At 37.3% G+C, this 12,392-nt stretch carries 19 protein-coding genes; 1 reads left to right on the top strand and 18 read right to left on the bottom strand.

Annotation, left to right across the window (positions count from 1 at the left end; all coding sequences use genetic code 11):
- Positions 1–16: 16 nt before the first annotated feature.
- The 18 genes from IEY67_RS17790 to IEY67_RS25345 form a co-directional block, all read right to left on the bottom strand.
- Positions 17–1,183 (bottom strand): phospholipase D-like domain-containing protein, encoded by a 1,167-nt coding sequence (locus tag IEY67_RS17790; RefSeq protein ID WP_183671033.1) that lies wholly within the window; start codon positions 1,181–1,183, stop codon positions 17–19.
- A gap of 236 nt (positions 1,184–1,419) precedes the next feature.
- Entirely contained in the window at positions 1,420–2,745 is a 1,326-nt protein-coding gene (locus IEY67_RS17785; protein WP_183671035.1) for a PcfJ domain-containing protein, read from the bottom strand.
- 3 nt (positions 2,746–2,748) lie between these two features.
- A complete protein-coding gene (locus IEY67_RS17780; RefSeq protein ID WP_183671037.1) occupies positions 2,749–3,147 on the bottom strand; it encodes a PcfK-like family protein in 399 nt (132 codons plus the stop codon).
- Between the two features lie 22 nt (positions 3,148–3,169).
- Positions 3,170–3,817, bottom strand: a complete 648-nt coding sequence (locus IEY67_RS17775) for a P-loop NTPase family protein (RefSeq protein ID WP_229801119.1) — start codon at positions 3,815–3,817, stop codon at positions 3,170–3,172.
- Positions 3,753–4,469, bottom strand: coding sequence for a hypothetical protein (locus IEY67_RS17770; protein ID WP_189086829.1), 717 nt, complete (start codon positions 4,467–4,469; stop codon positions 3,753–3,755). Before IEY67_RS17770 ends, IEY67_RS17775 begins: the two co-directional genes overlap by 65 nt.
- Positions 4,466–4,819 carry a VRR-NUC domain-containing protein gene (locus IEY67_RS17765; RefSeq protein ID WP_183671041.1) on the bottom strand — a complete coding sequence of 118 codons (354 nt, stop codon included), beginning with the start codon at positions 4,817–4,819 and terminating at the stop codon, positions 4,466–4,468. Before IEY67_RS17765 ends, IEY67_RS17770 begins: the two co-directional genes overlap by 4 nt.
- The gene (locus IEY67_RS17760; protein WP_183671043.1) at positions 4,816–6,567 is read right to left on the bottom strand and encodes a DEAD/DEAH box helicase; all 1,752 of its coding nucleotides are present in this window, start codon (positions 6,565–6,567) and stop codon (positions 4,816–4,818) included. Before IEY67_RS17760 ends, IEY67_RS17765 begins: the two co-directional genes overlap by 4 nt.
- Entirely contained in the window at positions 6,561–7,223 is a 663-nt protein-coding gene (locus IEY67_RS17755; protein WP_183671045.1) for a hypothetical protein, read from the bottom strand. The genes IEY67_RS17760 and IEY67_RS17755 overlap by 7 nt, the downstream gene beginning before the upstream one ends.
- A 4-nt stretch (positions 7,224–7,227) precedes the next feature.
- The gene (locus tag IEY67_RS17750) at positions 7,228–7,419 is read right to left on the bottom strand and encodes a hypothetical protein (protein WP_183671047.1); all 192 of its coding nucleotides are present in this window, start codon (positions 7,417–7,419) and stop codon (positions 7,228–7,230) included.
- A gap of 1 nt (position 7,420) precedes the next feature.
- Positions 7,421–7,846, bottom strand: coding sequence for a NinB/YbcN family protein (locus IEY67_RS17745; RefSeq protein WP_183671049.1), 426 nt, complete (start codon positions 7,844–7,846; stop codon positions 7,421–7,423).
- The gene (locus IEY67_RS17740; protein ID WP_183671051.1) at positions 7,843–8,643 is read right to left on the bottom strand and encodes an HNH endonuclease; all 801 of its coding nucleotides are present in this window, start codon (positions 8,641–8,643) and stop codon (positions 7,843–7,845) included. The genes IEY67_RS17745 and IEY67_RS17740 overlap by 4 nt, the downstream gene beginning before the upstream one ends.
- A complete protein-coding gene (locus IEY67_RS17735) occupies positions 8,612–9,562 on the bottom strand; it encodes an ATP-binding protein (protein WP_183671053.1) in 951 nt (316 codons plus the stop codon). Before IEY67_RS17735 ends, IEY67_RS17740 begins: the two co-directional genes overlap by 32 nt.
- 27 nt (positions 9,563–9,589) lie before the next feature.
- Positions 9,590–9,760: a hypothetical protein gene (locus IEY67_RS17730; protein WP_183671055.1), complete on the bottom strand. Its 171-nt coding sequence runs from the start codon at positions 9,758–9,760 to the stop codon at positions 9,590–9,592.
- Complete coding sequence (locus IEY67_RS17725) at positions 9,757–10,035, bottom strand: MerR family transcriptional regulator (protein WP_147383005.1); 279 nt, start codon at positions 10,033–10,035, stop codon at positions 9,757–9,759. Before IEY67_RS17725 ends, IEY67_RS17730 begins: the two co-directional genes overlap by 4 nt.
- 23 nt (positions 10,036–10,058) lie before the next feature.
- The gene (locus IEY67_RS17720) at positions 10,059–10,397 is read right to left on the bottom strand and encodes a helix-turn-helix transcriptional regulator (protein ID WP_183671057.1); all 339 of its coding nucleotides are present in this window, start codon (positions 10,395–10,397) and stop codon (positions 10,059–10,061) included.
- Positions 10,394–10,648: a hypothetical protein gene (locus tag IEY67_RS17715; protein ID WP_183671059.1), complete on the bottom strand. Its 255-nt coding sequence runs from the start codon at positions 10,646–10,648 to the stop codon at positions 10,394–10,396. Before IEY67_RS17715 ends, IEY67_RS17720 begins: the two co-directional genes overlap by 4 nt.
- Positions 10,649–11,020: 372 nt before the next feature.
- Positions 11,021–11,323 (bottom strand): hypothetical protein, encoded by a 303-nt coding sequence (locus IEY67_RS17710; RefSeq protein WP_183671061.1) that lies wholly within the window; start codon positions 11,321–11,323, stop codon positions 11,021–11,023.
- 13 nt (positions 11,324–11,336) lie between these two features.
- Positions 11,337–11,471: a hypothetical protein gene (locus IEY67_RS25345; protein WP_262889864.1), complete on the bottom strand. Its 135-nt coding sequence runs from the start codon at positions 11,469–11,471 to the stop codon at positions 11,337–11,339.
- Between the two features lie 187 nt (positions 11,472–11,658).
- On the opposite strand from IEY67_RS25345, the gene IEY67_RS17705 reads away from it, so the two are divergent.
- Positions 11,659–12,246 carry a hypothetical protein gene (locus tag IEY67_RS17705; protein ID WP_183671063.1) on the top strand — a complete coding sequence of 196 codons (588 nt, stop codon included), beginning with the start codon at positions 11,659–11,661 and terminating at the stop codon, positions 12,244–12,246.
- Positions 12,247–12,392: the final 146 nt, after the last annotated feature.

Below are 12,392 nucleotides of genomic sequence, written 5' to 3'. Positions count from 1 at the left end.
TAGTTTTAATTAGTGTTTACTCAATTCTTATAACAAAAATACTACCCTTTTTATAAAGGGACAAAGATTTCCCTATGAGTTCATCCTTAGCTATAATCTTTTTAGCAGGTCCCCAACTCAAAGAGGTCATTGAATTATGCTGAAAATAAGATTTTGATGTAGTATCTGTTTTATGAGAGATTTTTAAGTTATAAACCCCATAGCTAGTTCCATCAATTACAATTTTAAAATCAGCATAAGCTCTTTCATAATGAGGCTTTTCGGAGTCAGGCTTCCATTTTAAATTCGCAAATACAACATCTCTAAAATATGATCTCGGATCTATATCTAATTCACCTTTTTTAAAAAGCATCGATCCCGTTGCATTAGTTTTTTCACCCTTAGGTATATTTAGATCACGTATTTTCAACGACTTAACTTTCCATATAAAAACCTCTTCCAAAAATTCTTTATGCTCTACAAACTTTTCAACAACATCTACTTTCACACTTTTTGAGATAACCTTAAATTCAGAAGGAATTTTACTTATTACCTTTTTAGGAAAAAATTTAGTAATAACCTGATCCATTTCTGTATTTTGGGACTCATCACATTTATCCTGAACTTGTTTTCTATCCTTTTCTGCAGGCACAATTCCTGCTTTAACAAGCATTTCTATTAACTCCTGTGTTAGTGGTTGTAAATTAACATCTGTTTGATCAAACAATGTTGAAAAATTACTTTTGAGCTGATTTATTACAGCTATGTCATCTTCATCATTGACATCTAAAGTAATCCATAAAGAAGCTTCAACATTCGAAAACAATCCTTGAACTGTAAGATTTGATGATCCCAAGATTAGTTCTGATTTATTACTTCCCTCAAACAAATATATTTTAGGATGAAAAATTGCATTACCTTTTTGATAATAGATAAAAACCTTTACTCCTATTTTTAACAAGGCTTTCAATGCTTCTTCTGATGTTCCTTTCTGATCAACGCCTACTATGATAGTAATTTTTTTCAAATGATCTTTTGCCTTGGACAAATGCTTTGCGATTCCATTTACTCCACCCTCACTTGCAAAAGCCGAAATCGCAGTAAATGCTCCGTATGCTTTTTCTGAAATTAATTCAACCAGCAAAGAACCTAATGTATGCTCTGATTCAGAGCCATACCCTTGACTTATAAGATGTATCTGCATAACATTTTTCAGCAAATATAATCAAAAATCAAGTTTCTATTTCAAAAAAGGCATTATAACAAAGCATTTTGTATTAATTTTATCTTTCCATCATTATACTACATTCCCATCTTTGTAAAGTTTGCATGAACTTACCAAATACATCTCCATCATTAACAGGATCTTCAATCAGACACCTCTAATCTACTAAGGAGGATATAATTGTTAAATATTTATAATCTTCATAAATTTTTAATTTATGCCGTCAGCCTTCGACGGATTTGGTTCATATTCTTTTTCACAAGTTCAAGTATCTGATTATGATACTTTGTATTATTATTTCCACGCCCATAACATTGATTAATCTTCATAGTAGTTAGATTTATTTCGATAGTCTCAATGTGTTTATCTCCAATCCGAGCGGAAAGGACAAGGGAATTAGTCTTTTTATAATACTCATTTGTAAATACACAGTGATTCAGAGCATCCCCTTCTTCCTTAAACTCTTCAACACTATGTAGAACACGTACCATCACAACCCCATCATTGAATTGAACATCAAAGAATTTACCTTTCTGTTCTTGATATTTGAGATTGTCTTCCTTCATCTTTTCAAAAAGTCGTTTCCGTCGTTGTTCTGCATAAATAGCTCTTTCACGGTCAAAGGCAGCACGTTCTTTAACCAATTCACGATTCCGCTTATTCATATACTCATCATGAGCATTTCTTAAATTAACAGGACAGACATAGTGAGCATTGCGTAGATCCTTTTTGTAGTAGCTGAGTAACATCAAATAATCAAACCACATCTTTGCATCTTTCACCGAATAATGGTTACGCATACATATCTTGATCGATGGCCAGTATCTTTTTATTTCATCATCATACCCTGCACACATTCTACGGAGTAAATCAAACTGACAGGCTTTAAGTAAAGTTTCTGCTTGGTTGTTTGTACTGATCAGATGAAAGAAGTTAAAAGGATAGGAACCGTACATTTTTCCTTTGAATCCGTATTTTCTCCAAACAGAAAGATATTTTCGAACTGGATAACATGCTTCGCATCCAACATTGTAGGCATGTTTATCTCTACCTCTCAATTCCATATCACTATCAAAACACCACGCATCAATATAATATTGATGCGTATTAGTTAGTTTTGCAAATGTTTCAAATCTACCATCAGGCAGGAGCCAGCGCTGAACAACTTCCGCAATTTTATATTGTGCCTCACAGCCAAATTTGAATTCTTTCTTAATCATAAAATAACGGAATACTTGAAATCCCTGGCATGTTGTTATGATACAGAAATACTCTGCTTGAAAATCATTTTTCCTCGTAGTTGTTTCGATCTTCAATTTACTTCCACAATTAGGACAGACATCAATTTCACCATCTTCAAATTTCATTGCATCAGAAAAAACGTGACTGCAATGTGTACAAGTAATAATGCCTTTTTTCAATCGAAGGCCAATACGATCAACGACATTTTCAATAGCCCATTGACGATGTTTCTCTGTAAATTTCGGTAACTGCGCGCTCAGTTTAACTACCAACTTTTGTAATTTTGTTTTTGGCTTCATGGCTTAATCAAATAAAGATAATTGTAATTTACTTTCCTCTCTCTTGCCTCTCCCCCGCTTAACAGTGGAAAAAACAGGTCGTTCATATTGTATTGACAACTGTTTAGTTGTTTGGGCCTCAGGAACCTGTTTGCTACTTACAACCCGGCTTTTAACTGAATTACCTATTCTAGCATTCACTTTGATATTTTCCTCTTCGTAATAGTGTATAGCTAAGCCGAACACTTCATTATCAGTCATTACCACCTCATTACCGCGCTTCCGCGCTTCACCTAAAATATACCGGCAACATTCATCAATGCTCTTCTTGGGATTAGTAAACTTCGGAGCGAATAGTGTGTCCTCTGCTGCCCGCTGTTTCAAATAATCAGCGATTACTTCATTAAAGCTTTTTGTTCTCATAGGATATTATTTTTTAGTTTAGTTATCTTCTACTTTCTCCGTTCAACTCAATCAGGTTGAACATTTCACCACGTCGATCACGGATATAATCACCGTATTTACGTTCTACATCATTCGGATAAAGGTTTGTTGTGACATAAGTTCTCAATCCGTACTGTTGCCAATAGCTGTACCGAATGTGAAATATATGCTGCATCACATTCAACTCATTCCCGAAATATTTTGCCGGGATCGGTTCACGGCCGAACTCGTCGAAACACATATCAACCGGCCCCAATGAAGACCATCCGGCATTATCCAAATACCGGCTCAAATCTCCGTGCATTGCATATTCTGTCGTAATCCGGCTACACACATACACCCGGAACCCCCTTTGTAAAGTTTGCATAAACCTGCTGAAAATATACATCAGCGTAGATTTCCCGGTACCGACCGGACCGGCTAACCATAAACCTTTTCGGATATCGAGCGATCCCGGTTGTTTCAGGAAATACAGAAACAGGGAATACACTATCGCTTTGTTTCGCTCGTCGATTACAAATGTGCCTTTGGAATAGTGATCTGCAACCCGGAGAAATAATCTTTTGTAGGCTATTAGATCAATCTTATTTTCCGGCATATCCGTTACCGGACGCTGGATTGTTTGTCTTACTTCCAGTACTCCTTTCATTTCGTTTTATTTTTTCGTCTAAAATCCATTTGTTTGCTAAACTATCCCAGTCAGTAACCTGTACACCGGTCCCTTTACGCCAGCCCTGGGAATTGTAGTGAGAGAAAAATAACCGTCCTTGGTTCTCCCAATCCGGCAATAAGCTGCCGGAAAAGAATCTTAATACATCATCCAGTACTGGAGGAATAAATTCTTTCTTTGCCCTACTGGATTTCTTTTTCGACTTTTCTTCCGGAAAAGGCAAATTGTTTTCATGGGGGATTATAGGGAGTATATTATCTTTTTGTTTATGTTTATCTTTACTAGGCACTGACTTGTGCAAATCTTGTACACTCACTTGTACACCAACTTCGACATCTACTTGTGCATTTAATGTCGAAGTGATTGAATAAGTAACATTAGGATTTGTATTTTTTTTCTGATAATCTATTAGACCTGCCTGCTTAAGTCTATTTCTGGCATTTTCTAATGTTCTCCGATCTTTAATACCTAAATCAGCCATGATTTTAGCATTATTGCGCTTGAAAAATTGTATCCAATTGCACATATTATTTACTTTCAAAAGATAAAAGTAAATGGCTATTTCACAAGGAGAGAAACAATTCTCTTCATGCACAATCCAAAATCGATTTATCAGTTCTATATAATTCATCGTTCGATACCTAGATAATTCTTGACTTCTTTCATAAACTCATTCAGTGATCGGCAGACAACATACTTATTGCCTGCCGCCTCCGCTACCCTCTGCCAGTCCTTCTGTGAATCCTGTTGTTGATTTTTCTTATACTTCATTTCTATACAAAGGCTACCGTGACCACCTTTAGGAAAAAGAAGAATGAGATCGGCAACACCAGCTCTTACCCCTTGCCTTTTTAGATTGGTTGCCTCTATCGCGTTACGTCGACCACCATTCGGTACATGGAATAGAAGCGGAGCCAATTTAGGGTACTGCAATTTGAACCACTCAACACAAGCCGTTTGTAAACCTGCCTCACCTTTCATATTGCATTGCTAAATAATGCACCTTCCGGACGACGATTGAACGGTGACGTGCTTGTTTCACTTTTCTTGATTCCTGATTTAGCAGACATTTTCAAGATCATTGCATCGACAGTTTTCTCCGGAACCTGATCATCTGTCCCGGTTACATCGTTTGCTATGTCTTTCTTTGTTTGAATAAGATTCCAAATGTCTTCATCAATAGTATTCTTTCCGAGGAAGTAATAACAATTCACACTATTTTTTTGACCGATACGGTGTGCTCTATCTTCTGCCTGCTCACAATCTGCAAACGTCCACGGGAACTCAACAAATGCAACTCGACTACTGGCAGTCAGCGTAAGACCGACACCTGCAGATTTATAATTACAAATAATCAACTGGCACTTCGGATCGTTCTGGAACCTATCGACGGCATCTTGTCTCTCTTGGCTGGTGTTATCTCCAACAATGGTAACAGCATTCGGAAAAACTTTCTTTATCTCCTGTACAACCTCTTTAAGAAAGGCAAAAACAATCAACTTTTCACCGGAATCAATTATGTCCTGGATGAACTCAACGGCTGCCGATATTTTCCCTCTAGCTGCAATTTGTCGGAGTTTCTGCATTTGTACCATCACTTTACCACGTTCGGCCCGTCGTAACTTTTCATCGTCTGCATTCTCATAAGCAGCTAGGTAACCAATCAGATTATGTTCAGCATCCTGATACTCTTTTCTGTTTGTGATATCCACATTCACAACCTGTCGCATTTTATCAGGTAGTTGATCCAATACTTTAGCTTTCTCTCTCCGGAAGAAACAGGTATTCCAAAGGCGCCAGTTTAACATTTCCAAATTGCTTGCCTGGCGTGGTCCACCCATAAAGTTTGCTTCAAAACTCTTATACCCTCCGAAATCATCCAACCGATTCATGATCTTTAATTGTTGGATCAGGTCACCCGGACCATTGATCGAAGGTGTTCCAGTGAGCAAGAAGCGATACTCCTTTCCTTGACATAGTTTGTAACAAATCTTTGATTGTTGAGTCTTACTAGATTTGCACCGGTGACTTTCATCAATAATGATGCACTTAAACAAATTAGCTACCGGCTTTAGCTTAATCGATCGGGTTACACCGCCAGCAAAATCTTCAACAAAGAACTTTTTCAATGATTCATAATTCGTAATGAATACATCACAGCATCCCATTTCGTAATACCGGTGCCAGTTGTTTTTATTCCGATCATCAAGGATAATTGCATCTTTGCCAGTGAATTTCTTCCATTCCCTTTGCCAGTTGATCTTTAGACTGGCGGGACAGATCACCAATACCGGCCATGTTTTTGCTATAAAAGATGTACCGATAGCCTGCAATGTTTTTCCTAAACCAGGTTGGTCCCCGAAGAAACACCGCTTTTTCTGTAAAGCATAGGCAATGCCTTGTTTCTGATATGGGAAAGGTTCTATCTTTAACCCATGTGGTGAAATTAATTCCGGCATCGGGGGAAGCGTATAATGAACGTCCGGTCTTGAAGCCTGAGCTCCTTTTTGTACGCTTTTCTCATAGCCATATTTTACAGCCCAGTTAGCGAATATGTCGACATAGGCCTTTTGAGTATATTTCCCGGGGGGATAGAAACTTTTAGGTATCACCCACATATTGAGTTTCCCGTCATATCGGCGTCCTGGAATACGCCTAATAACTTCTGTCACAAATGGATGATATTTTACCTGCAGGTAGTAGTTTTTTTCGTCTTCCTGAATTAACATGCTGCTACAGATGTAATAGGTTGATTTTTCGGTTTACGTCCTCGCTTCGGTTTTTCAATAGTGATTGGAGTAACTACTCCGGTATCCGTATCAACCATTTTTCCGGCTTCAAACGGAACGTCTGGCATTGCTTCAAAATCCAGTGTTGTTTGAGTGATAGCGTATTTACCTCTGAATAGATATTCTTTCACTTCATAAATCACTGCCTGTACAGCCAGGTTCAATTCATTAATGTAAGGATATTCAAATTCACTATCTGATGATTCCAGTGCCTGAGCTGGAGAACAGAAATCAACCGAACCACCAATTTGAAGATACCGTTCGCCCATCAAAATGACCGTATCGGTATTACTATCATTCTTTCCCATTTTGATACCGTAAACATCAGCATTCTTAAAATCATCGTCGTCACCGATCAGATTATCCATACCAACAATTTCAGCTCGCTGGCTTACTTTATCGGACTCTTTCATTTCTGTAAGAAGAATAAAATGAGGGACCAGCTTTTTGAAAGCATTTGTACAATCAATGTGTGCCGGTATCTCAGACTTAACAGCGATATCTTTGTCACCCTCCGGACGGAACTCTGTATAGGTTACTGTCAACTGACGACCATTCAATATAGCCTTTTTAATTTTAGGTTCTCTTTCTTCCATACTATCAACGAATTAATGTGTTATACTTTTCCGGGCAGGTGGTCATTATTATTGCCGATCCAATCACTAACCGGGTTAATTTTTTCGCTTTCAGCAACCTTTTTTCAGTGGCTTTTACTGCTCTAATCAAAGTCTGTTTAGCGGTTTCACTCTCATGTTCATGGGCGAGATTCCCAATCTTAACCTGTTTTTCCATCTTAATATCTTATATGCTCATACCTGTTTGTAAATGCATTGAAAAATTGATCGTCCGGAGACGGTAACCTTATACCAAATTCGCTAGCAGCATCAGCCTGTACTTTGTTGAGAAACACAGTCATTTCAGCTGTATTAAGTTTCGATGTAGTCCGGACGACAATTTCCTCATTGCCGTTAATAACCACGATTCGCCGGAGGAACTTTTTACAGTAGTAATCATAAAAGTCTTGCTTCAATGTACCCGTATCTTCTTCCATACAGGTAAGCCACATCCACATAAGAGCATTCTGGTCTACAGTGCGTTTCTTGACTTTCTTCTTGATCTCAAGTGCATATTCACCGTTTGCAATCAGATTGAACATAAGTTCGATCGGTTGACCTAGCCACTTGATCACTCCCTGTTCCTTGACAAATCGTGTTTTCATATTTCAGCAAAAATCTTTTTATCAGTGATTAGATCCCGGTTCACTTCCAAAAATTCAATAAACCTTTCACAATGCCGGGCTAATAGCCCCTGGCTTTGCTGATGATCGTATTTATAAAGTTCTGGGTATTGTACTCCGGTAATAAGAGGTGTCCGGCTTGTGCCTCCTTTCAAATGATAAGCAGTGTACTCAAAAGAATCTATATCTTTAACCAGACCAGAGGTGATAAGGCAATAAGGATATACATGTCGTTGCCAGCCTTCTAAATACTTTCCGAACTCATACCGGGAAGTTGTTTTTATATCGTACACCCTATTACGGTTCAGTTCATCAATATATCCGTACAGTTCGACGGTCCCGTATTTTGTAGGGAGAACAGCTTTTACAAATAATTGGCTAACAGACCCATGAAAATATTCTGCTGCCTTACAGCAGAAACGATAAGAAAAATAAAATGTTCTGTTATTATATGTCGCTGTAACTACATCGGCATTGATATCCTCTATGATCTGAGTTCTTACCGGTTTTCTATGGATTAAGTAATCAACAATATCATTGAATGCTGTACCCTTATCTGCGGCTTCTGAATCGAACGGAACTCGATTAATACTGTTGAGTAGAGACTGTTTCATTTCAGTCTCTATCTCTTCATACGTCTTTTTATAATCTCCTGTCTCCTGATCTTGATTGAAAAAATGCTCAAACTCACGATCAACATGCAGATACTTTTCAAACTGATCTAAAAGAGACGGGTAGAATTTATATTTAGGCTGTTGCTGCTGTATCGACTGGCTCATATTTCTTAGTTAATTTATTCAACTTTAATCCCAGACTATTACATTTATCCCGGATCATTAGACCGGCTTTAAGCTTACTGTCCCAAATATGTTGCAGCTTTCCTACATTTTCAGTGACACCGTTGGCGGTCTCTGCATCAACGATCAATTCTACATTTTCCTTTACCACATCAATCAAAGCTTCATAATCATTACTGATATCTGCCTGCTTTTTTAAATATACCTGGTAACTATCGAATATGCTGGATAAGAAAATGTTTTGTCCGGTAACACTACCAGAAGTATCAATAATGATTGGTATCTTCTGCATGGCTGGGAGATTACATGTATTCTTTGCATAGAATTTCTCAGTTGGTGACCAGCTTATTGTACGTTCACTCCCTATCGCTTGCATATAACCGACCAAATCAAGTTCTTTAATCAAATCCCCTGCAGATGATCCGCCAATCTCCGGACGAACAATCCGGTTTTCTCCATCTTTCTCTTCTCGTTCATGGGCGACGAAAATCAAATTCTTACCCATCATTGAACATTGGGAAAGGAAATTGATAAACATTGTCTTACGAACTCCATAACCTTTTAAAGAAAGGGAACCGTCACGTTGGCCCATCTTCGGATCATTTTTGATTATATAGGCAGACATAAAATCCAACATCTTTCCGGCAGTATCAATAACGATTGTTTTAAATGGAGATAAATCTTCCTGCAGTGCCTCAATCACCATATCCCAGTTTTTCACCTGCAATGTCGGACACTGAAAAGCACCATTCACACGCTTTACACCTCCATCAAAATCTAATAATACCGGAGAAGGGGTAGACAAACCTAATGTTGACTTACCTAGACCTGGCTGTCCGTAGATCAGCGCTTTGATTGTTGTTGAAACTTCCAATTCGGAAGGTTGTTTAAATAAACTCATAGTTTGAAAATTAATTTGTTAGTAATCTTATTTCGTATTCTCATATTTCTTTAATTGTTTTTCGGTCACAATGACCGATACACCAAAAACACAAGCCCAGAAAAAGACATTTCCAGGTTCCCATTTATCTGCATTACACACAATAAACAGGCAGCCAAAAGACAGGAAAAAGAATAGGAATGATAAGAGTAGTTTCATATAGTATTCCTCCTTAGTTGTTTTTGCAGTAGTTTAAAATCCATCTTCAACACATCGGACAACCGAAATAAATAATGTTCATCACGGCTGTTCCGTTCTTCTGGTGTTATCAATCCCCGTTGGATATACCGAAATACTGTCTGATAACTTATACCGTGAATTTTTGCGACCCATGAAGCAGGTATCAAGACACTATAATAGCGCTCATATACTTCTGCTTTTGCCTTTTCTGACAGCAATCCAGACACTACAGTTTCTAAATCACTTTGCGTCATTTGAATTATTTGATTTATTTGCATCATGCAGTCATATAAAGTTCAACTTCATACCTTCTTCCCCTTCTAGCCATGCGGTTAATCTGATCTGTTACGCTCAATGTTGAGAGAAAAAAGATTAATAAACATGATGCCATTAATTGTCGGGCATCCATTAGATTAAATTCAACTCCGTATATTAACCGGAAGAACTCTTTTATCAATCCAATCTGGGTAGTTACCCCCAGTTTGGCCATTGCTGACTTTATCTGATTTTTTTCAGTATGTTCCGATACACAGCGCTTATCAGCTGCAACCTTTACCACCTCATGTTCTGCCAAATAAAGTACAGCATCCGTTTCCGAAGCGGTTAACGGAATCATATTTGAGACAGTTTTCTTTTAAGTTCCTCCGCCATCTTTCTGCGTTGAGCAACTTTAGGTTTTAGATACGCGACAGCTTCACACAAGACTTTGTATTCGGAATCATACCACTTCTCTTCATCAGGGCCTTTCTCATGTTTCATCATATTATTAAATGTCTGGCGCGATACACCAGCTCGTTCACAGATGGCTTTCTTATCTCTGTACTGTCTGTTTATACGAATAAATTCAATTGCTTCTTGTGTAGTCATAATTATTTTGATTATTGATTTGTGTGGTCAACCGGGAGTCGAACCCGGTAACAAGCCTGGCAGAATCGCGAATAATAATGTACAATAGTGTTGTTTTACTCCGCTACACTTGTGACCGCCTGCTCTAGGTTGGTGTTCTCTCCTTCATATCGCAGACTCTTTAATGGTTATTTACTCTTAACCAGCGTGCCTACACGCCTTAATGGTTACATATCATATCTCGTAGTACGTCAAAGATCGTTTTCAATGTGGACGGTGCCGGTATCGAACCAGCCTCTTTACATCGTGCGCACTCTGTAATGTTTCATCCCAGATTACTGACCGCCCGTGTGCCGGGACTCTCACCCGGCTGAACCTTATTTTAGTCAATCATTAGCCAGCCTGCTTCACAGCGGTTTCTACTTTGGTAAATTCTCCATCTGTTAGTTCATATCCTATACTAAATTCTTCATCCATTACAAAGCCATACAGTTCAGCAAACTTCTTCGTGTTTATTGGCAATGTTTCTGTTGAAAAGAATTTCTCTGAATAGACTACCTCATAATCCTGATCAGCGCGTTGTACATGGACTGAAAAATATTTCTGATTAGTAAATATTGCGATCGTAATTTCCGTTCCGAAGCATTCGCGTTGTACAAGCTGTACCATCTTTAAAATCTCTCTTAATTCATTCATGGCTACCTCCTTTCTATACCCAGTAATCAACGATGTACTGAACAGCTTCCGCTTTACTATCAACGTTATACTCTTTGCATGCATCTTCTTCCGTCATGCTTACTAAAGCTTCAATTTCTGCTTTCATTAGTTCAATCTTGTTACTCATATCGTTTACTTTTTTATCAAATTGACTATATCAGGTTATTTACTTTTCTTATATTTGCTATTTACTTTGTGTTGTGATTATTGTTTGTTGTTAATCACATTGCAAATATACAGAATTATTCGACATTAATACAGAATTAAAAAGAATTATTCTGTATTTAACTTTTATTTTGAATTAATTAAATATCATGAATATAGAATGGGCTTCTTTTTTAGTTGCAACAGTCAGTGCTTCGGCAGGTATAGCTATTGGATATCAAATATATAGTTACTTTATTGCCAATAAGAAGATTGATGAACGACTTTCTCAAATTGAATCTGATTACAGTAAGAAAGTATCAGAACTACATGATGCATATACTGAAAAATTAAACGAAGTAGAAAAATCCCTTTTCAAGTCCGTCAATCACAATAACAACACTACAGAAAAAAATGTATCTGTTGAAATAAAGAAATCTTTAGAATCTGAACTATCCCATGTGTATGGACAAATCTATTATAGGGATGCTTTAACTCAATATCGAATAGAGGCCTATGACATGGCTTTACTGAATTTTATATTAGCCGCATCTGAATTTAGTTACTCTGACCCAAATACTGGCGAAATTGATTTATGTTTAAGATATATCATAGAAACCATAGAAAAAGCTCGCTATAATCTAAGGTTGCCAAAAACAAGTTGTAATGAATACATAAACAAACTTGGTAGAATTAAAGGAGAAAAAGCAGATAAAGTACGCGATCTGCTATACAAACTTGGAGATAGAGAGTTTTAATACCTTTTCTTCAATTTAGATAAGGTATCTTTTATCATAATAAAGAACAGTAAACAAATCAGTACTAGTAATAAAGTTGAAACAATGATACATATAAAACTAGCTACAACTATTAAGAATAGATTTACATATTCAACAAATATTGA

The organism is Parabacteroides faecis (assembly GCF_014647375.1).
GTDB lineage: Bacteria > Bacteroidota > Bacteroidia > Bacteroidales > Tannerellaceae > Parabacteroides > Parabacteroides faecis.
This window is presented reverse-complemented; position numbering and strand designations above follow the sequence as displayed.